Source organism: Streptomyces sp. Q2, assembly GCF_056820935.1.
The window spans coordinates 187,415-205,846 of sequence record NZ_JBXEJE010000015.1; the positions used below are offsets into that span (position 1 = coordinate 187,415).

The 18,432-nt window shown below is 72.6% G+C and carries 16 protein-coding genes and 2 pseudogenes; 11 read left to right on the top strand and 7 right to left on the bottom strand.

The window, feature by feature from the left end:
• Positions 1 to 41: 41 nt before the first annotated feature.
• Complete coding sequence (locus tag ACWBNA_RS18615; RefSeq protein WP_482705492.1) at positions 42 to 1,700, bottom strand: catalase; 1,659 nt, start codon at positions 1,698 to 1,700, stop codon at positions 42 to 44.
• Positions 1,701 to 1,892: 192 nt separating this feature from the next.
• Here ACWBNA_RS18615 and ACWBNA_RS18620 point away from each other — a divergent pair, with 192 nt between their 5' ends.
• On the top strand, positions 1,893 to 2,393 hold the full coding sequence (locus tag ACWBNA_RS18620) for a DUF1360 domain-containing protein (protein WP_482705493.1): 501 nt from the start codon (positions 1,893 to 1,895) through the stop codon (positions 2,391 to 2,393).
• 13 nt (positions 2,394 to 2,406) lie between these two features.
• Here ACWBNA_RS18620 and ACWBNA_RS18625 read toward each other — a convergent pair whose 3' ends face one another.
• Positions 2,407 to 2,718: a hypothetical protein gene (locus ACWBNA_RS18625; RefSeq protein WP_482705494.1), complete on the bottom strand. Its 312-nt coding sequence runs from the start codon at positions 2,716 to 2,718 to the stop codon at positions 2,407 to 2,409.
• 119 nt (positions 2,719 to 2,837) lie between these two features.
• Between ACWBNA_RS18625 and ACWBNA_RS18630 the strand changes: the two genes are divergently transcribed.
• Genes ACWBNA_RS18630 through ACWBNA_RS18640 form a run of 3 tightly spaced genes read left to right on the top strand, consistent with a single transcriptional unit; the run spans position 2,838 to position 4,548 of the window.
• Positions 2,838 to 3,530: a hypothetical protein gene (locus ACWBNA_RS18630; RefSeq protein ID WP_482705495.1), complete on the top strand. Its 693-nt coding sequence runs from the start codon at positions 2,838 to 2,840 to the stop codon at positions 3,528 to 3,530.
• Positions 3,527 to 3,823, top strand: a complete 297-nt coding sequence (locus tag ACWBNA_RS18635) for a BON domain-containing protein (protein ID WP_482705496.1) — start codon at positions 3,527 to 3,529, stop codon at positions 3,821 to 3,823. Before ACWBNA_RS18630 ends, ACWBNA_RS18635 begins: the two co-directional genes overlap by 4 nt.
• Entirely contained in the window at positions 3,820 to 4,548 is a 729-nt protein-coding gene (locus ACWBNA_RS18640) for a metallophosphoesterase family protein (RefSeq protein WP_482705497.1), read from the top strand. Before ACWBNA_RS18635 ends, ACWBNA_RS18640 begins: the two co-directional genes overlap by 4 nt.
• A 21-nt stretch (positions 4,549 to 4,569) precedes the next feature.
• Here ACWBNA_RS18640 and ACWBNA_RS18645 read toward each other — a convergent pair whose 3' ends face one another.
• Entirely contained in the window at positions 4,570 to 5,778 is a 1,209-nt protein-coding gene (locus tag ACWBNA_RS18645) for an amidohydrolase (protein ID WP_482705498.1), read from the bottom strand.
• A gap of 150 nt (positions 5,779 to 5,928) precedes the next feature.
• Here ACWBNA_RS18645 and ACWBNA_RS18650 point away from each other — a divergent pair, with 150 nt between their 5' ends.
• Positions 5,929 to 6,492, top strand: coding sequence for a hemerythrin domain-containing protein (locus tag ACWBNA_RS18650; protein WP_482705499.1), 564 nt, complete (start codon positions 5,929 to 5,931; stop codon positions 6,490 to 6,492).
• Positions 6,493 to 6,504: 12 nt separating this feature from the next.
• On the opposite strand, the gene ACWBNA_RS18655 is transcribed toward ACWBNA_RS18650, so the two are convergent.
• Both ACWBNA_RS18655 and ACWBNA_RS18660 read right to left on the bottom strand, forming a co-directional pair.
• Positions 6,505 to 7,032 (bottom strand): hypothetical protein, encoded by a 528-nt coding sequence (locus ACWBNA_RS18655; RefSeq protein ID WP_482705500.1) that lies wholly within the window; start codon positions 7,030 to 7,032, stop codon positions 6,505 to 6,507.
• A gap of 158 nt (positions 7,033 to 7,190) precedes the next feature.
• Positions 7,191 to 7,343, bottom strand: a pseudogene (locus ACWBNA_RS18660) (endo-1,4-beta-xylanase); the annotation flags it as partial.
• Positions 7,344 to 7,486: 143 nt separating this feature from the next.
• On the opposite strand from ACWBNA_RS18660, the gene ACWBNA_RS18665 reads away from it, so the two are divergent.
• The 6 genes from ACWBNA_RS18665 to ACWBNA_RS18690 all read left to right on the top strand — a co-directional run bounded on the left by ACWBNA_RS18665 (position 7,487) and on the right by ACWBNA_RS18690 (position 17,174).
• On the top strand, positions 7,487 to 8,050 hold the full coding sequence (locus tag ACWBNA_RS18665; protein WP_482705501.1) for an AMIN-like domain-containing (lipo)protein: 564 nt from the start codon (positions 7,487 to 7,489) through the stop codon (positions 8,048 to 8,050).
• Positions 8,051 to 8,171: 121 nt separating this feature from the next.
• The gene (locus ACWBNA_RS18670) at positions 8,172 to 10,703 is read left to right on the top strand and encodes a SpoIIE family protein phosphatase (RefSeq protein ID WP_482705502.1); all 2,532 of its coding nucleotides are present in this window, start codon (positions 8,172 to 8,174) and stop codon (positions 10,701 to 10,703) included.
• Between the two features lie 111 nt (positions 10,704 to 10,814).
• Positions 10,815 to 13,607: a SpoIIE family protein phosphatase gene (locus tag ACWBNA_RS18675; protein ID WP_482705503.1), complete on the top strand. Its 2,793-nt coding sequence runs from the start codon at positions 10,815 to 10,817 to the stop codon at positions 13,605 to 13,607.
• A gap of 132 nt (positions 13,608 to 13,739) precedes the next feature.
• A complete protein-coding gene (locus tag ACWBNA_RS18680) occupies positions 13,740 to 15,104 on the top strand; it encodes an FAD-dependent oxidoreductase (protein WP_482705504.1) in 1,365 nt (454 codons plus the stop codon).
• Between the two features lie 317 nt (positions 15,105 to 15,421).
• Positions 15,422 to 15,664: a hypothetical protein gene (locus ACWBNA_RS18685; RefSeq protein WP_482705513.1), complete on the top strand. Its 243-nt coding sequence runs from the start codon at positions 15,422 to 15,424 to the stop codon at positions 15,662 to 15,664.
• Between the two features lie 364 nt (positions 15,665 to 16,028).
• Positions 16,029 to 17,174 (top strand): hypothetical protein, encoded by a 1,146-nt coding sequence (locus tag ACWBNA_RS18690; protein WP_482705505.1) that lies wholly within the window; start codon positions 16,029 to 16,031, stop codon positions 17,172 to 17,174.
• Here ACWBNA_RS18690 and ACWBNA_RS18695 read toward each other — a convergent pair.
• Both ACWBNA_RS18695 and ACWBNA_RS18700 read right to left on the bottom strand, forming a co-directional pair.
• Positions 17,167 to 17,853 carry a maleylpyruvate isomerase N-terminal domain-containing protein gene (locus ACWBNA_RS18695; RefSeq protein ID WP_482705506.1) on the bottom strand — a complete coding sequence of 229 codons (687 nt, stop codon included), beginning with the start codon at positions 17,851 to 17,853 and terminating at the stop codon, positions 17,167 to 17,169. The genes ACWBNA_RS18690 and ACWBNA_RS18695 overlap by 8 nt on opposite strands.
• A 44-nt stretch (positions 17,854 to 17,897) precedes the next feature.
• Positions 17,898 to 18,432, bottom strand: a pseudogene (locus ACWBNA_RS18700) (hypothetical protein); the annotation flags it as partial.

The window sequence follows — 18,432 nt, forward strand, 5'->3', positions numbered from 1 at the left end:
GTGCCGGGCGGGTCGTCGGGCCGCGCCCGGCACCTGGCCGGTCACCGGGTCACGACGTGCCGCTCGTCCGGGACGCAGTGGGTCATGGTGAGGCCCTCGACGTCGCGCGGCGGGTTCTTGCCGAGGTTGGCCAGACGCTTCCGGTCCTCGTCGGTCAGGTCCTGGGAGGCCAGGGGCTCCAGACCCGAGACGTCGTCGGGACTGATGCCCAGGGCGTCGCCGACCCGCAGACCGAGGTCGTTCTCCACCAGCAGGAAGTGCCAGACCATGCGTTCCTGCACCGCCCGGTCGCACTGGGCGAGGAGTCCGGTGAAGTTCTTGATCAGGTCCTCGCGTTCCCACTCCTCCAGCAGCAGGTAGCGCTGGCCGGCCTGCAGATAGTCGTTGGTGCGGGGGATGCGTTTGCGGGTGAGCCGCCCGTTGATCTCCGGTCCCTGCTCGTCGTGCGTGGGGTACTCGGCCTCGCGCAGACCGCCCCGGATCGAAGGCTCGTAGTTGACGTCGGCGTTCTCGCCGGCGCCGTCGACGTGATAGGTCATCGCGCCGTCGCGCTGGTTGGTGCGTACGTCGGCGTTCTTCGCGTGGTTCACCGGCAGTTGCAGGTAGTTGGGGCCGACGCGGTGGCGCTGGGTGTCGCTGTAGGAGAAGGTGCGGCCGACGAGCATCTTGTCGTCGGAGAAGTCCAGACCGTCGACGAGGACGCCGGTTCCGAAGGAGATCTGCTCGTTCTCGGCGAAGAAGTTCTCCGGCATCCGGTCGAGCACCATCCTGCCGACCGGCTTGGGCGGGAACTCCTGCTCGGGCCAGGTCTTGGTGTCGTCCAACGGGTCGAAGTCGAGCTCCGGGTGGTCGTGGTCGTCCATCATCTGCACGAGGAGCTCCCACTCCGGGAAGTCGCCGCGGCCCACCGCCTCGTACAGGTCCTTGGTGGCGTGGCCGAGGCCCTCGGCCTGGACGTTCGCCGCGTCCTCCTCGGTCATGCTGCGCACGCCCTGCTTGGGCATCCAGTGGTATTTGACCAGAACGGTCCGCCCTTCCTCGTTGACCCACTTGTAGGTGTTGACGCCGAAACCCTGCATGTGGCGGTAGTCCGCCGGGATGCCGCGCGGGCTGAACAGGTTGACCAGCATGTGCATGGCCTCGGGGGTCTGCGACATGAAGTCGAAGATGCGCCGGGGCTGCTGTTCGAAGGTCACGGGGTCGGGTTTGAGGGCGTGGATGACGTCCGGGAACTTGATCGCGTCCCGGATGAAGAAGACACCCAGGTTGTTGCCGACCAGGTCCCAGTTGCCGTCCTCGGTGTAGAACTTCACCGCGAAGCCGCGTGGATCGCGAGCGGCCTCGGAGGAGTCGCGCCCTCCGATGACGGTGGAGAAGCGGACGGCCAGGTCGGTCCGCTTGCCGCGTTCCTGGAAGAGCTTGGCCCGGGTGAAGCGGCTGATCGGCTCGTCGCCCCAGGCGCCGTAGGCCTCGAAGTATCCGTACGCGGTGACGCCCCGGGCGTGGACGACCCGCTCCGGGATCCGCTCCCGGTCGAAGTGGCTGATCTTCTCCAGGAACTGGTAGTTCTCCAGGGTCGCCGGACCGCGCGCGCCGACCGTGCGCTGGTTCTGGTTGTCGTGGACGGGGTGGCCCTGTCGGTTGGTGAGTACCTTCCGGTCGTCGTCCGGAGGGGGCCCCGTGCTCGACACGTCCGTCATGTTCGTGGGCTCCTTCGACTCGTGGCTGCTGTGACGCGTGGACCGGGCCGCTGGGCACGCCGCCGACCGGTCACAGCCGTGCGGCCACCGGGTACCCGGCCCGTCTGGTCCGTCACACCGGCCGGTGATCCGGCTGCGGACGCGCGCGAGGCGCCACGTGTGCCGCTGCGCGGACCGGGCACTCGAGGCCGCATGACCACTGCCGACGGACGCTACGACGACCAGGACGAGGCGCCCCTGGCGGGCTACGCGACTCTCGCCTCGGCGTTCGCCGCGGGTGCGGTGTTGTTCACCGTGGCGGCACGGCGGCGGGGCGTGCGGCTGCCCGACCGTGTTCCGCCCTGGGACGTCGCACTGCTCGGCACCGCGACGTTCAAGGCGTCCCGGCTGCTGTCCAAGGACCGGATCACCAGCTTCGTACGGGCGCCGTTCACGCGCCGCGAAGAGGAGGGGCCGGGCGATGAGGTGAACGACGCACCCCGCGGCAGCGGGGTCCGCCGAGCCGTCGGAGAGCTGGTGACCTGCCCGTTCTGCACCGCCGCATGGGTGGCCGGAAGCCTGGTCGCCTGCTACGCCGCCACGCCGCGGGCCGCCCGTCTGGTCTGCGCGGGGCTGAGTGCCGTGACGGTGGCGGACTGGCTGCAGCACGCGTGGACCTGGACCGAGGAGAAGACAGAAGACACCGACGGCTGAGCGGGGCACGTCGTCAGATGTCGTGGCCCTGTGCCGTGAGCCAGCGGTGGACGGCCTCCTTGTCCGCGGGGGTGATCCGGACGGGGCCCTCGACGTACGGGCCCTCGTCCTCGTTGAAGCCCGTGTCGGTGACCCGGGCGGTGACCCAGTGGGCCAGGTCCTGAGCGGACCGGTCCGACAGCGATCCGTGCTCCCAGCCCCGGCGGGCCTCGCGGGCCGCGGCGCCGTCGTGCCGCTCGGTCTCCTCCAGCCAGGCCGGCACCACTCGCTCGACGATCCGGTGTTCCTCGTGCGAGGTCTGCTGAGGTGTGTCCTTGCCGTTCATGAGGACCGGGTTCCCGCGAACACCGAAGAGTGACACTCCCACCGTGGCGCAGGACGGTCGTGTCGACGCCGGCACGCCGGGTACTCGGGCCTGAGCCGTCGACCAGGAAGGGGACAGCGATGACGCGGCATGCGGAGAACGACGCTGTGGATCAGGCTGCGGGCGTCGCGGAGCTGCGTCTGGCGACGGGAGATCCGGAACTCGTCCCGCAGAACGGCGCGCTCGCCGGGGACCTGCCCCTGGACCGCAATCAGGCGATCCTGCAGGCCGCCAAGCAGGTCGGCTCGATCCTGAAGCGGAAGGGGCACGCGTTCGCCCTCGCGGGGAGCGTCGCGGTGTACGCGCACGGAAGCGCCCAGAACCTGCAGCACGACGTCGACTTCTGCTTCCGTCCCGAGGACGCGCAGGCCGTCGCCGAGACCCTGCGCGAAGCCGGACTGCCGATCTACACGCCGCCGGAGGACTGGCTGCTGAAGTCCAGCTGCCTGGGACAGCAGGTCGACCTGATCTTCGAGCTGGCGCACCAGCCGGTCACCACCGAACTGCTTGAGCGGGCACAGGAGTTGTCGGTCGACTCGGTGTTCATGCCGGTGCTGTCGCCGACCGACCTGGTGCACAGTCTGGTGGCCGCCTTCTCCGAGCACCACTGCGACTTCGGGGCGGTCCTCCCGATCGCCCGAACGCTGCGCGAGAGGGTCGACTGGGAGACGGTGCGCCGCGCCTGCGGCGACGACCCGATGCCCGACGCGTTCTTCTACTTCCTGGAGCGGCTGGAGGTCATCGATCCGAGGCCGAGGGAGGAACGGCGATGAGCGAGTCCGGCGCGGGGCGGGCCCAAGGAGGCGTCCATGCCCCTGCCGCGGAGAACGTCGAGTACCGGGTCGCCCACCTGCGCGACCGGCTGGCCGCGGAGGAGCTCGGTGAACTGGGCGTACGGATCGAGGTGCGGGCCGGATCGGTCGTGGTGACCGGTACGGTGCCGTCCGCGCAGTGCCGTGAGACCTTGCTTCGGACCGTCCACGAGGAGCTGGCCGGGATCGCCGTGCACACGGACGTCGTGGTGGCGGAGACCGACTCCCCCGACCATGCGGAGGACCTGCCATGATCCGCGTCGCCGCCGTCGGGGACATCCACATGGGCCCCGAGAGCCAGGGCCTGCTGCGCCCCGCCTTCGACACCCTGGACGAGTGTGCCGACCTGCTGCTCCTGGCGGGCGACCTGACCCGGCACGGCACACCCGAGGAAGCCCGGGTGGTCGCCCATGAGGTCCGAGGGCTTCCGGTGCCGGTCGTCGCGGTGCTCGGCAACCACGACCATCACGACGAGCGGCCCGAGAAGGTCACCGCCATCCTCCAGGAGGCGGACGTCACGGTCCTGGAGGGCGAGGGCACGGTCGTCGAGTGCGGCGGATCGCGCGTCGGTGTCGCCGGTACGAAGGGCTTCGGCGGCGGGTTCGTCGGACGCAGCGCCGGCGAGTTCGGCGAGCCGCTGATGAAGGAGTTCGTGCGCTACACGCGGCGCTGCGCGGACACCCTGCACACCGCGCTCAAGGAGCTGGAGGAAGAGGGCTGCGAGCTGCGGGTCGCCCTGACCCACTTCTCCCCCGTCGCCGACACCCTCGCCGGTGAGCCGCCCGAGATCTACCCGTTCCTCGGCAGCTACCTGCTGGCGGAGGCGATCGACACGGCCGGTGCCGACCTCTCCGTCCACGGCCACGCCCACCGGGGCACAGAGCACGGGATGACGGCCGGTGGCGTGCGGGTGCGCAATGTCGCCCAGCCGGTGATCCGGCGGGCGTTCAACGTGTACCAGCTGCACACAACCGACTGACCCGGCGGACGGTTCCCTTACTCACAGCGCGGCGGCCGTGTGGTCCCGCCACGCCTGTTCCCGCACGTCCGGGCAGAGCAGCACCTCGACCGCCGTGCACGCCAGTGCCTCCGCCGACGCGAGCATCGCTGCCCGGCCGCGGTCGGACGCCGCGGCGGCGGCGAACTCGGGGGTGTGGTCGGAGCCGTCCGGATCCATGATCGCCACGAAGGGGTGGATGGCCGGGACGCGTCCGCTGACGTTGCCGATGTCGGAGGAGCCGAGGTACACGCCCGGCTCGGGGGCCGTGATCCCTATGCCCGTGCCGACCAGGTGCCGGGCGAACCGTTCGGACAGCACCCCGCTGTCGCGGAAGTGCTCGTAGCGCGGTGTGGCGCGTTCGACGGTGACCGTGGTCGCCGTCGCCCGGGCCACGCCCTGTGCGCAGGTGAGGAGTTCTCCCGCGAGGTCCTCCAGGACGGCGGTCGTCGCGGCGCGCAGCCCGAACACGCCCTGGGCGTACTCGGGGACGATGTTCGTCGCCCGGCCGCCGTGGGTGATGATGCCCTGGACATGGGAGCCCTCGGGCAGCCGGCGCCCGACCACGGCGAGGGTGTTGAACAGCTGGATCAGGGCCGCGAGCGCGTCGATGCCCTCGGTGGGGTTCCCGGTGGGGTGCGCGGCGCGGCCGTGGAAGGCGACCCGGTACTGTGCCTGCGCGGTCAGCGGCGCCCACCGCCAGCTGTACACGCCGGGATGGAACATCAGCGCGGCGTCGACGTCGTCGAACAGCCCGGCCTCGACCTCGGTGACCTTGCCGCCACCGCCCTCCTCGGCGGGCGTGCCCACGGCCCGGATGGTTCCCGCGTCGGTGGGCAGAACGGCCCGTGCCGCGAGCGCGGCTCCCAGGCCGGCCGCGGCGATCAGGTTGTGCCCGCACGCGTGCCCGAGGCCGGGCAGCGCGTCGTACTCCAGGAGCAGGGCCACCGCGGGCCGGGACCGCGAGCCCCAGCGTGCGGAGAAGGCGGTGGGCAGTCCGGCGACGCCCCGCTCGACGGTGAACCCCTCCCAGGCGAGTTCGCCGCACAGCAGTGCCGCCGCCCGGTGCTCCTCGAAGGCGTACTCGGGCTCGTTGTGCAGGGTCAGTGCGACGTCCCACAGCCGCTCGGCCCTCGCGGCCACTTCCCCGCGTACTCGCGCGAACACCTCGTCCAGAGCGTCGGTCACGTCGGCCTCCCGGCAGCGTCGCATGCTGTGTCCCGGTGCGGGTTCCTTCGATGCGCCCCGCCCACACCCGTCCGGGCACGCTTTGGCCGGGCGTAGGGCGGGCGGCGGGGGGCACCCGGGTGCCGTGGCGGCTCCGCCCCGGAGCCGTCGCCCCCCTGGCTGGAGGTGAAGAGCATGGGACACGGAGGAAACGTCATCGCCGAACTGGTGACCGATCACCGGGAGGTCGAGGACATCTTCGGCCGTATCGAGGCCCTGCCGCCCGGTGACAAGGACCGCAAGGTGTACGCCGAACAGGCCACGATGGAGCTGATCCGGCACTCGGTGGCCGAGGAGGAGTACCTCTACCCGGCCGTGCGCGAGCACTTGGTGAACGGGAACACCATGGCGGACCAGGAGATCGAGGACCACTCCAGGGCCGAGCAGATCATGAAGGACCTGGAGGGCTGCGAGGCGGAGGACCCCGAGTTCGACCGGCTCATCGGCACGCTGATGAGCGAGATCCGCTCGCACATCGCCGACGAGGAGGAGAACCTCTTCCCGCAACTGCGGGTGGCGTGCCCGCCGGAGGCACTCGACAAGCTGGGCGACAAGGTCCGGATGGCCAAGAAGATGGCGCCGACCCGGCCGCACCCGTCCGCCCCGGACACGCCTCCGGCCAACAAACTGCTGGCACCGGGTGCCGGACTGGTCGACCGGATGCGGGACGCGCTGACCGGACGCGGCAAGCACGACTGACGGCCGGCGGCCTCAGGCGATCAGTGCCTGTCCCGGCTTGAGGCGTTCCACGAGCTGGGAGTGATGGAGTTCGGCCACGGGGGCCAGCAGGTCGGGGTGACGCAGGAGGACCGCCGCGCGGCGGTCCTCCTCGTCGGGCGCCAGCAGGCGGCGGAACTCGGTCGGCGCCCCGTTCGTGTGACCGCCCCCGGCCAGTGCGGCCACCGCCCGGCCGGCCAGTTCCGGGTCGGTGAGCAGGCAGGCCGCCCAGCTCGCGACGACCTCGTCGACCCAGGTGCGCCAGGCGTGCCCGTCCGCGTCCCGGGCGCCGGCCCCGTCCGCGCCCGTGACCCAGTCGAGCCGGGCCGAACCACCGGGCCCGGCCATGCCGACCAGTGCGGCGTCCATCAGGGTCGGATATCTGAGCCAGGCCGCGACGGTCACGGCCTGCCGCGCCTGCACCTCGCACAGGGCGGAGGCCAAGGCGCCGCCGCCCGAGGGGTAGGCGCAGGTCAGCCACTGGGCGGTGGCCGCTATGACCGGGGAGAGATCTGCTTGCACTGCCGGGCCGCCCGATGCTGGTGATGAGACAGGGGACTGCGCGAAACGGTAGCCCGCCAATCCCGCCGCACGACATGGCCCGGGTCTCCCTGGTGACGTGGCTTCGACCACATCGGCCGGGGAGGCCCGGGCTCTGTCGGGACCGGACGCGGGCGCGGTCATGACGCAGTGCGGGACCCCAGCACCGGGGCCGCGCCGCTGCCGTTCTTCATGACCGTGAAGCCGAAGCTCGTCGACGCTCCGGCGGCCAGGCTGCCGTTGCCGTTCGGCTTCATCGTCATGACGCTGCCGCTGCTGTCCCGGGTGGGCGTGTCGGCAGCAGGGGCAACTCAGCAGTCTGCACGACGTCCGAATGTTTCGACATTGACCTGAAGGCAGTGAGAAATAGCGCAACCTTTCAGCCAACTCGGATGTCTCACCCGTTACCACTCACATCCACGTCTCGAGGGACATCATGAGACGAAGCAGAACAGCATGGGCCGCAGCACTACTCATGGGCGCGGCGTTGACCGCGAGCACGATGCCGGCGGACGCCGCCCCGGCGGCCACGGCGTGCCCCACCGGCTGGGGCAGCCTCGGCAAGTCCCGCGCCGCCGGGACGACGGCGCCGGTGAAGAACGTCAGGACCGGAAGCCACGCCTGCTACGACCGGATGGTCATCGACGTCCCCGGCGGTGGCGGACTCGGCTACTGGGTGCGCTACGTCGACCGCCTCCGTCAGGACGGGTCGGGTCGGGTCGTCCCCGTCGCGGGCGGGGCCGTCCTGGAGGTACGGGTGGCAGCACCCGCCTACCACCCCGAGACCGGGGCACCCTCGTATCCCGGACGGGTGGCCCGCCCGCTGCCCGGCGTGGACATCTCGGGCTACCGCACCTTCCGGGACACCCGGTTCGCGGGCAGCTTCGAGGGCGAGACGCAGATCGGGCTGGGGGTCCGCTCCCGGCTGCCGTTCCGGGTGCAGCAGCTCGCCGACCGGGTCGTGGTGGACGTCGCCCACAACTGGACCGGCAGCCGCTGACGCCGCCCGCATCCCCGGGGGAGCAGTCGCTCACCTTCGCCGCCCAGGTGCGGTCCGGGCCGGTCGTGGCGCATTCTTGCAGTGTCGCCCGCGTGACTGGCGCACGGACGAGGTAGGGCCGATGACTGGGAGCTCCCAGGACGCACAGCCGAAGCCCGGACGGCTGGCGGCGCTGCTGATCGACGCCTCGACGGAGGCGATCAGCGCCGCCGGCGGCCAGGCGGGAGGCGTCTACCTGCGCTCTTCCGCCCCCGGCCTGCTACGCCTGGCCGTACTCGCCGGGCTGCCCGGCCCGCTGTTCCGTCCCTGGTGGCGGCTGCACGTGGACAGTCCGTTCCCCGTGGCGGACGCCCATCGGCTCGGCGTCCCGGTCGTCCTGTCGAACGCCACCGAGACGATGCGCCGCTACCCCCAGTTCTCGGCCGGCCTGCCGTTCCAGTTCGGCTCCCTGCACGCGCCGGTCGTGGCCGGTTCCCACTCCTACGGCGTCATCACCGTGCTGCGTCCCTCCGTCCCCGACGCCGCCGAGGTGGTGGCCGAGCGGGACCGTCTGACCCGGCTGGCCCAGGATCTGGGCGCGGCCCTGCGGAGCCTGGAGGACGACGAGGCGGCTCCGCTTTGCTGGGACCAGGAGCCGCTGTCGGTGCGGCCGCCCGCCCAGCGTCCGCCGCTCGCACGCATCGGGCGTTTCCTGTGGACGCCGGAGACGGGAGTGGTGACCGGGGACGCGGGCCTGCATGCCCTGCTGGGCGTCACGCCGACGGAGTTCGCCGGGACCCCGCAGGCGTTCGCGGAGGCCGTGGCCCCGTCCGAGACGAACCGGATCCTGGTCGCGTTGCGGGACACGGCCGCCGGCAGACCTCCGACGCTGCCGCTGTACCTGCGGGCGGCGGACGGTGAACTGCGGCTGATGGATCTGTGGAGCCCGTACGAGGGGATGGGCTGGCTCTCGCACGAGGTGACCGCTCCGGCCGCCGTGCCGTCCGCGGCGGGCCCGGTGCGGGGCATCGTGCTCGACCCGGGTCTCGGCGCCACCGCCGACGCGGCGGCCGACCTGCTGCCGGACGGTGTGTTCTGTCTGGACCGGGCGGGCCTGGTCGTCTACGCCAACCCGCGCGCCGCACAGTTGCTGCGCCGGCCGCGGACCGAGGTGCTGGGCCGGCCCCTGTGGGACGCCGTGCCGTGGATCCGGCCCGACGTCGAGGACCATCTGCGCGGGGCCCTGCTGTCGCCGGACCCGGTGCACTTCCACGTCGAGCGACCTGCCACGGACACCGCCGAGCCCGCGCCCAAGCCCTCCGAGGGCGACTGGCTCGCCCTCTCCGTGTATCCCGGCCCGGACCGGCTGACCTGCACCGTCCGTCCGGCGAGCCGGGTGGCGGACACCGCCCCGGCCGACCTCGCGACCGGGAACGGCCCCGCACCGCCGGCGCCCGTGTACCGCCCCATCGTCCTGGCGATCGCGCTGACGGAGGCGGTCACCGCCCGCCAGGTGTCCGCCGTCGTGATGCGGGAGCTGCTGCCCGCGTTCGGCGGCCGTCGGCTCGCCATCTACCTGCTCCAGGACCGGCACCTGTACCTGGCCTGGGAGAACGGCTTCCCCACGGGGTTCCTCGCCCCGTTCGAAGGGGTGGGGCTCGACGCACGGCTACCGGGCGTCGAGACGCTCACCACCGGCCGGCCGCTCTTCTTCGACTCCATGCAGCAGCTGGCCGCCGCCTACCCCGGAATCGAGCTGGACGCCGAGGAGGGCGCCCGTGCCTTCCTGCCGCTGATCGCCTCCGGCCGCCCGGTGGGCTCCTGCATCCTGGGCTTCGACCGGCCCCGCAGCTTCAGCACCGAGGAACGTACGGTGCTCACCGCGCTCGCCGGGCTCATCGCCCATGCCATGGACAAGGCGCAGCGCTACGAGACCGAGGCCGCCCTCGCCCGCGGACTCCAGCAGGCCCTCCTCCCCCGGCGGCTGTCCGCGCACCCGGGAGTGGAGACCGCGGGACGCTATCTGCCCGGCACCCAGGGCATGGAGGTGGGCGGGGACTGGTACGACGTCGTGGAGTCCGGCGACGGCATCGCCCTGGTCATCGGCGACGTACAGGGGCACGGGGTGCAGGCGGCGGCGACCATGGGGCAACTGCGCAGCGCCGTAAGGGCGTTCGCGCTCGGCGACCGGCCGCCCGACGAGGTCATGAGCGGCACCAACCACCTCCTCATCGACCTCGACCCCGGACTGTTCGCGAGCTGCTGCTACATCCGGCTGGACCCCGCCACCGGCGCGGCCCGGGCGGCCCGTGCCGGGCACCTGCCCCCTCTGCTGCGCCGCCCGGACGGCCGCACCCACACCCTGGACCTGCCCGGCGGAGTGGTGCTCGGCGTGGACCCGCGCGCCCACTACCCGGTGACGGAGCTGCGCATGGACCCCGGAGCCATCCTCGCGCTGTACACCGACGGGCTGGTCGAGAAGCCCGGCGGCGACATCGACGACGGCATCGGCGCCCTGCGCGTGGCCCTGGCCAAGTGCGGCGGCCCCGGCGTCCGCCCGGGCGGAGGCGCACTGGCCGGCGTGGCCGACCGCCTCACCGCGCAGGCCCGCCAGGCCGTCGACCGCCCCGACGACATCGCCCTCCTGCTCGCCGCACGCCGTCCCGCGCGGTGAAACCGACAGATGCCCGGGGGGCCGGCCACACCCGTCGGCGTCGGGAGACCGGGCTGTCCCGCCCTGAGGCCCCCTCGCCTCCTGAGGGCCCGGCAGTGTAGACATGGGCACATGGTCCGGCTCTTGGGTCGATCCGGGGCGTCGACCCGTCGCCCCAGTGGTCCGCGCCCTTCACACGCGCCCGACCGCGCTCCCGGAGCGCCCGACGGGCATCCGCGGCGAACCCGGCGACAGCCGGGCGGTCCGCCCGCCCCGCGGCAGCACGGCGGGGGCCGGCCGGGGCTGCCGTCGGCTCTCGGCGGGCGCAGCGTCGCCGGACAGGTGTTCGTCCTGCAAGTGGTGATCGTGCTGCTGCTGGTCGTGGCCGCGGTGGTGGCCCTGGTGCTCCAGGTACGACACGACAGCACCAAGGAGGCCCGCAACCGTTCGGTCGCCGTCGCCGAGGCATTCGCCAACGCGCCGGGCACCCGCGAGGCACTGCGCTCCCCCGACCCGTCGGCGCTGCTCCAGCCGCGCGCCGAGGCGGCCCGCAAGGCGACCAAGGTCGACTTCATCGTCGTCATGAACACCGACGGCATCCGCTACAGCCACCCCAAGCCGGACCGCATCGGCAAGAAGTTCGTCGGGACGATCGCCCCGGCGCTGGCCGGGAAGACCGTGACCGAGGAGATCACCGGAACGATCGGCCCGCTGGTGCAGGCCGTCGTGCCCGTGAAGGCCGACGACGGCACGGTGGTCGGCCTGGTGTCGGCCGGCATCACGACCGAGAGCGTGGGCGGCGCCGCCGACCAGCAGCTCCCGCTGGTGCTGGTCGCCGCCGCGGCCGGGCTCGCCCTGGCCACGGCGGGCACGGCGCTGGTGAGCAGACGGCTGCTGCGGCAGACGCACGGCCTGGGCCCGCACGAGATGACACGGATGTACGAGCACCACGACGCGGTGCTGCACTCGGTGCGCGAGGGCGTGCTCATCGTCGGCGACGACGGCACCCTGCTGCTGGCCAACGACGAGGCGCACCGGCTGCTCGACCTGCCCGACGACGCCGAGGGACAGCATGTACTGAACCTCGGCCTCGCCCCCGACACGGCCGGTCTGCTGGCCTCCGGACGGGTCGCCACGGACGAGGTGCACCTGGTCAAGGACCGGCTGCTGGCGATCAACCAGCGGACCACCGACTCCCAGGGCGGCCCGCCCGGCACGGTCGCCACCCTGCGCGACTCCACCGAGCTGCGTGCCCTGTCCGGCCGGGCCGAGACGGCGCGGGAGCGGCTGAACATGCTGTACGACGCCGGAGTGGCCATCGGGACGAGCCTGGACGTGACCCGCACCGCCGAGGAACTGGCGGAGGTGGCCGTCCCCCGGTTCGCGGACTTCGTCACGGTGGACCTGTTCGACGCCGTACTGAGCGGCGGCCAGCCGCAGGCGACGACCGCGCTGAGCCGCACGGCCGTGAACGGGATCCGCAAGGACGCCCCGCTGTATCCGGTCGACGAGCGGATCCGGCTCGTCGACACGTCACCCCAGGCGCGCGCCCTCGCCACCGGGCAGGCGGTCGTCGAGCCGCGGCTGAGCGAGGCCGCGGGCTGGCAGGCGCAGGACCTGGAGCGTTCCGCCCAGGTGGTGGCGTACGGCATCCACTCGCTGGTCGCGGTACCGCTGCGCGCGGGCAGTGCGGTGCTGGGGGTGGTCAGCTTCTGGCGGTCCGAGAAGCCCGAGCCGTTCGACGTGGACGAGGTGGCCCTCGCCGAGGAACTGGTCACCCGGGCCGCGGTCTCCATCGACAACGCGCGCCGCTACACGCGCGAGCACAACATGGCGGTGACGCTGCAGCGGAGCCTGCTGCCCCGCAACCTGCCCGCGCAGGACGCCCTGGAGATCGCCTACCGGTATCTGCCCGCGCAGGAGGGGGTCGGCGGCGACTGGTTCGACGTACTGCCGCTGTCCGGTGCCCGCGTGGCGCTCGTGGTGGGTGACGTCGTCGGGCACGGGCTGCACGCGGCGGCCACCATGGGACGCCTGCGGACGGCGGTGCACAACTTCTCCGCCCTGGACCTGCCGCCTGACGAACTCCTCGCGCTCTTGGACGAGTTGGTCGGTCGGATCGACCAGGACGAGGCGGCGGAGGGCGCCAACGCCCCCGTCACCGGGGCGACCTGTCTGTACGCGATCTACGACCCGGTCTCCCGGCTGTGCACGATCGCCAGGGCCGGCCATCCACCGCCCGCCGTGATCCACCCCGACGGCAGCGTGGAGTTCCCGGAGGTGCCGGCCGGTCCCCCGCTCGGGCTCGGAGGGCTGCCCTTCGAGACGGCCGACCTCGAACTGGCCGAGGGCAGCCGCCTCGTGCTCTACACGGACGGGCTCGTCGAGGACCGGGAGCGGGACATCGACGTGGGCCTGGAACTGCTGCGCACCGCGCTGGAGGGGGCCGGCAAGTCACCCGAGGAGACCTGCCGGGTCGTCCTCGACTCCCGGCTCACGGCCCGGGCCGGCGACGACATCGCCCTGATCGTGGCGGGCACCCGGTCGCTGGCCGCCGACCGGGTCGCCGAGTGGCGGGTGCCGGGCGATCCGGCGGCGGTCGGCGAGGTACGCGCCCAGGTCAGCCGCCAGCTCGCCCGGTGGGGACTGGACGAGCTGACGTTCACGACCGAGCTGATCCTGAGCGAGCTCGTCACCAACGCGATCCGCTACGGCGGCGACCCCATCCACGTCCGCGTGCTGCACGACCGGACCCTGATCTGCGAGGTCTTCGACAGCAGCAGCACCTCGCCGCATCTGCGGTACGCGGCCATGACCGACGAGGGCGGCCGCGGCCTGTTCCTCGTCGCGCAGCTCTCCGAACGCTGGGGCACCCGCTACACGCCCGAGGGCAAGGTCATCTGGGCCGAGCAGCCCCTGTCGTGAGCCCCACACCGCCGACCCTGCTCATAAAGTGAGCTTATGAGCTCATAGACCGGACCCGCGTACCAACTAAGGCTTGCCTTAGCTTAGGCTTCCCGTCGAGTCGCCTTGTCACCGCTCGAAGGGAACCTGATCATGCCCCGCCCCCTGCGGGTAGCAATCGTCGGAGCCGGTCCCGCCGGTATCTACGCCGCCGACGCCCTGCTCAAGTCCGACGTGGCCGCCGAACCCGGCGTGTCCATCGACCTCTTCGAGCGGATGCCGGCCCCGTTCGGCCTGATCCGTTACGGTGTCGCCCCCGACCACCCCCGCATCAAGGGCATCATCACGGCCCTCCACCAGGTGCTCGACAAGCCGCAGATCCGTCTCTTCGGCAACGTCGACTACCCGACTGACATCAGCCTGGACGACCTGCGGGCGTTCTACGACGCCGTGATCTTCTCCACGGGCGCGACCGCCGACCGCGAGATGTCCGTACCCGGCATCGAGCTCGACGGCTCGTACGGCGCGGCGGACTTCGTCTCCTGGTACGACGGCCACCCGGACGTGCCGCGCACCTGGCCGCTGGAGGCCGAGAAGGTCGCCGTGCTCGGCGTCGGCAACGTCGCGCTCGACGTGGCGCGCATCCTCGCCAAGACAGCGGAGGAACTGCTGCCGACGGAGATCCCGCCGAACGTCCACGACGGACTCAAGGCCAACAAGGCCATGGAGGTCCACGTGTTCGGCCGCCGTGGCCCGGCGCAGGCGAAGTTCAGCCCGATGGAGCTGCGGGAGCTGGACCACTCCCCCAACATCGAGGTCATCGTCGACCCCGAGGACATCGACTACGACGCGGGCTCGATCGAGACCCGGCGCGGCAACAAGCAGGCCGACATGGTCGCCAAGACCCTGGAGAACTGGGCGATCCGCGACGTCGGCGACCGGCCGCACAAGCTCTTCCTGCACTTCTTCGAGTCGCCTTCGGAGATACTCGGCGAGGACGGCAAGGTCGTCGGCCTGCGCACCGAGCGCACCGCGCTGGACGGCACGGGCAACGTCAAGGGCACCGGCGAGTTCAAGGACTGGGACGTCACCGCGGTCTACCGCGCGGTCGGCTACCTCTCCGACAAGCTGCCCAAGCTGCCCTGGGACATCGACTCGGGCACGGTGCCGGACGCGGGCGGCCGGGTCCTCCAGGAGAGCGGCGAGCACCTGCAGTCCACGTACGTCACCGGCTGGATCCGGCGCGGTCCGGTGGGTCTGATCGGCCACACCAAGGGCGACGCCAACGAGACGGTGTCGAACCTGCTGGACGACTACACCAACGGCCGTCTGCAGACGCCGGGTTCGCCCGAGCCGGAGGCCGTGGACGCGTTCCTCGCCGAGCGGGACGTCCGCTTCACCACCTGGGAGGGCTGGTACAAGCTGGACGCCGCCGAGAAGGCGCTGGGCGAGCCGCAGGGCCGCGCCCGCGTGAAGCTCGTCGAGCGTGAGGACATGCTCAAGGCGAGCGGCGCGTAGCACGACGACGACGGCCTCGACGGTGCCGGATTCCTCCGGACCCGTCGAGGCCGCTTTTTCTTTTCGCCGCCCCGGCCGAAACCACCCGGTCCACCGACCACTCGGCGCGCGGTCAGGTCGCGCCCGCCCACCACGGCCGGCGCCGCGGACCGCGAGGATCTGCGGGCCCAGCACGGCAAAGGCCGCCCCGCCGGCCGCGGTGCCCTGGTCGGCACGGCGGCCGCTCCGCAGGACAACGTGCCGAGCGGGGACTTCGATCCGGCACCTACGCCAACGACTGCTACGGCCCCCTGACCGTCACCGCGGCGGACGGCCCCCTGACCATGCGGCTCGGCCCCCAGTCGAAGACGTTCCGTCTGGCCCACTACGACGGTGACACGTTCAGCTTCGAGACGACCGGCGAGAACGCCACCGGCCCGTCCGGCGTCACCTTCCGCGACGTCAGGGACGGGAAGGCGACCCGGGTGACGGTCGAGGCCCTCGACGGGAACGGACTCGACGTTCACCCGCGAGTAGCGGCGAGCCGTGGTGAACAGGGCCCGCCCCAATGCGGATGGTGAGCGGGCCCCGTTCGGGAGTCATTGTGCCGGGGGTGCCGAGTGCGGGGCAGGCGTGAACCGCTCTCGACGGGTGCGCACGGTTCGCGCCCCGAGTGCGCGCGGGCCAGGGGAGAGATACGAGGTCCCCGACGCCCTCCGTGTGGGTGGACCCGGCGATCACGGCGTTGACGGTGCACCCCACTGCTGGCCGTCCCCTTGGCGGAACCCCGGCCGACCGCGAGCAGCGCCGACGGTCCGGGTCACCACAGGCGGGGCACCACCGCAGGACGCCGCGCGTGTCCACGGGCCGGACCCCCGGTTGATCTCCACCCACCCGCGGCGACGATACTGGCACCCGCACCCACCCCCACTCACAGATGGATCCATGCCAAGCTCTCCCACCGACCGCCCCGCCACTCCCCCCACCCTGTGGCCGGCGCGCGGCCGTCATGCCGGACCCGACGCAGACGACGTGCTCCGGCACCGTCTGCGGCGCCTCAAGGACGACGAGATCCTCGACGACTTCGCGGAACTGCCCGCGGCCGAGGACGCCCCGGAGCGGATCTTCGAGGCCCGATGGCGGGTGCCGGGCCAGGTGACCGTGCGCGCCCGGCTGACCCTCGTACCCGCGTCCGACGACGCGTCCCAGTGGACGCTGGTGGCGGAGGCGGAACAGCCGTGGGACCAGTCCTGGCCCTCGCCCGCCACCATGTTCTGGCCCGACACGCCGGACGCCGCCTGGGACCACGAGGCCGTCACCGGCCTGCCCTTCGGGGACCTCACCCCATTGCCGTCGGACGACAAGGCCATACGGCGTCTGTTCAAGGACGCCGTACGCGGCTGGGCCGTCCACGTCGTCGTCCACGAGGCCATGACCACCGACGAACGCGGTCGCCGCCCGCTGACCCGGCTGCTGCCGCCGAGCCTGCGGCACCGCGTGGTCGAGCACCGGGCGGCCCCGGACCAGCTGCGGGTCGTGAACTGGGCTCTGCGCGGCCTCAAGGTGGAGGTGCCGCGCGGCGGGGCCGTCATCCTGCCCGGACAACCGGTGCCGCCCGGCTACCACGAGGGAGACTTCGCCGTCCGCAGCGTCTTCCTCGACGGGTCGGAGCCGACCGAACTGATCGAGGCCGTGACGCGCTACGCCGCCCTGCCGAAGCCTCTGCCGGAAGGTGCCGGCGAGGCGCTCACCGCGCTGCGGGAGCAGTGGCAGTTGCTGACCGTGGAGGAGGAACTCGACCGCGAGCGCAGGCTGGTGGCCATGTACGCCGAGGCGCTGGAGGCCATGACCAGGTCCCGGGACCTGTACCGGGAGGCCGCCGAGCAGGCCAACGAGGCGCTGGCGGCCTACCGCGAGGCCGTGCCGGGCCCGGCGCTCGACGCCTCGGCCGGTGCGCCCGCCGGATCCGCGTTCCAGCAGCTGACCCGGACGTTCGAACGTCTCAAGGGCTCCACCAGAACCCCGCGCCCCGCCCGCGCGGAAGCCGACGCCGAGGACCCGCCGGGAACGTCCGGACGCGAGGTCAGCTGAAGAGCGGGAGGCGGTCGGCGTCCGGTCCCAGGGCGCGTCGCTCCGCCTCCGTGAGGGGTGTGCGGCCGGTGGCGGCGCGGGCGTAGTGCTCGTCGCTCCACTCCGGCGGGACGGGCCGGCCCAGCAGGCCGTCCAGCGTGGCGCGGACGGCGGCCAGGCCGGCCGGCGCCGGTCCCGGGGCCGCGGGCAGCCGGAGCACGAGGTCGAGGTGGTGGATGCTCGCCTCGACGGCGAGCGTCACCATCAGGTCCGCGGCGGTCAGGACATGGCCCTGCGTGGTGACGCGGCCGTCCGGCCGGGCCGCCGACGCGGCGGTCACGGTGGCCGCCGCGGTCTGCAGGTACAGCTCCTTCAGCTGCCCGAAGTCGAGGAACATGCTGGCGCTCACCCGGTTCCAGCGCCGCCCGTTGGCCGCGCCGGCCGGGTCCGGGGCCCAGTCCCGCCAGTAGGTGACGGCATCGCGGTCGGCCGGCCCGGCGGCGGGCGTGTGCAGGGCCACCAGCGCGCGCTGGGCGTCCGCGACACAGTGGAACACCAGATCGCGGACCGCCCAGCCCGCGCAGTCCGTGGGCAGCCAGGACTCCTCGTCCCCGAGGGGACGGACCACGGCGGCGAAGGCCTCGTAGGCGGCTCGCAGCACCTCGGCGGGGTGGTCGCGGTTCACGTGATGCGCAGTCATGAAGGCAGCCTAGGCAGGCGGCGCCGGGGCACGCGGTGAGGTTCTCAGTCGGCGATGCGGCTCGCCTCGGCCATCGGGCGTTCCGCCCCGGCGCTTCTCGGCGACTGCGGCGACGTCAGGCGTACAAGCAGGGCCGTCAGCGCGGCCGGCGACGCGCACACGGCAGCCGTACCGACGAGCCAGTCCGGGGCGAGGGAGAGGTCCAGGGCCCGGGAGAGCCCCGCCGACTGGAAGCGGCTCTCGAACAGCTGCGCCGCGGCCGGCCCCGCCGGCACCAGCACCGCCACCGCGAGGAGCGGCACGGCGGGCCACGCGCTCAGCAGGAGGGCCAGGAGCAGGCACAGGGTCGAGACGCCGAGGGCGAACCCGTAGACGCGCAGGGAGGCGCCGTCCCGGTGTGGTGGGAAGCAGAGCAGTGCGCAGACGGCGAGGGCGGCGAGCCGGCCGGGCCAGAACGCCGGCCGTGCGGCCCGTTTGGGGGTGCGGCGGGGCCGCGGACCGGCGGGGCGGTCCGGCCGGGGACCGGCGGCGGCGGGTCCGCCGTCCTCGTCGGCCGGCCACGCGTCCGCCCTCGCCGCC

Excerpts from the sequence above, each read along its gene's own strand:
- ACWBNA_RS18620 (WP_482705493.1), top strand. The coding sequence starts at position 1,893 with ATGACCACTGCCGACGGACGCTACGACGACCAGGACGAGGCGCCCCTG.
- ACWBNA_RS18645 (WP_482705498.1), bottom strand. The coding sequence starts at position 5,778 with ATGCGACGCTGCCGGGAGGCCGACGTGACCGACGCTCTGGACGAGGTG.
- ACWBNA_RS18650 (WP_482705499.1), top strand. The coding sequence starts at position 5,929 with ATGGGACACGGAGGAAACGTCATCGCCGAACTGGTGACCGATCACCGG.
- ACWBNA_RS18670 (WP_482705502.1), top strand. The coding sequence starts at position 8,172 with ATGACTGGGAGCTCCCAGGACGCACAGCCGAAGCCCGGACGGCTGGCG.
- ACWBNA_RS18695 (WP_482705506.1), bottom strand. The coding sequence starts at position 17,853 with ATGACTGCGCATCACGTGAACCGCGACCACCCCGCCGAGGTGCTGCGA.
- ACWBNA_RS18690 (WP_482705505.1), top strand. The coding sequence starts at position 16,029 with ATGCCAAGCTCTCCCACCGACCGCCCCGCCACTCCCCCCACCCTGTGG.
- ACWBNA_RS18680 (WP_482705504.1), top strand. The coding sequence starts at position 13,740 with ATGCCCCGCCCCCTGCGGGTAGCAATCGTCGGAGCCGGTCCCGCCGGT.
- ACWBNA_RS18615 (WP_482705492.1), bottom strand. The coding sequence starts at position 1,700 with ATGACGGACGTGTCGAGCACGGGGCCCCCTCCGGACGACGACCGGAAG.
- ACWBNA_RS18675 (WP_482705503.1), top strand. The coding sequence starts at position 10,815 with ATGGTCCGGCTCTTGGGTCGATCCGGGGCGTCGACCCGTCGCCCCAGT.
- ACWBNA_RS18635 (WP_482705496.1), top strand. The coding sequence starts at position 3,527 with ATGAGCGAGTCCGGCGCGGGGCGGGCCCAAGGAGGCGTCCATGCCCCT.
- ACWBNA_RS18665 (WP_482705501.1), top strand. The coding sequence starts at position 7,487 with ATGAGACGAAGCAGAACAGCATGGGCCGCAGCACTACTCATGGGCGCG.
- ACWBNA_RS18625 (WP_482705494.1), bottom strand. The coding sequence starts at position 2,718 with ATGAACGGCAAGGACACACCTCAGCAGACCTCGCACGAGGAACACCGG.
- ACWBNA_RS18640 (WP_482705497.1), top strand. The coding sequence starts at position 3,820 with ATGATCCGCGTCGCCGCCGTCGGGGACATCCACATGGGCCCCGAGAGC.
- ACWBNA_RS18630 (WP_482705495.1), top strand. The coding sequence starts at position 2,838 with ATGACGCGGCATGCGGAGAACGACGCTGTGGATCAGGCTGCGGGCGTC.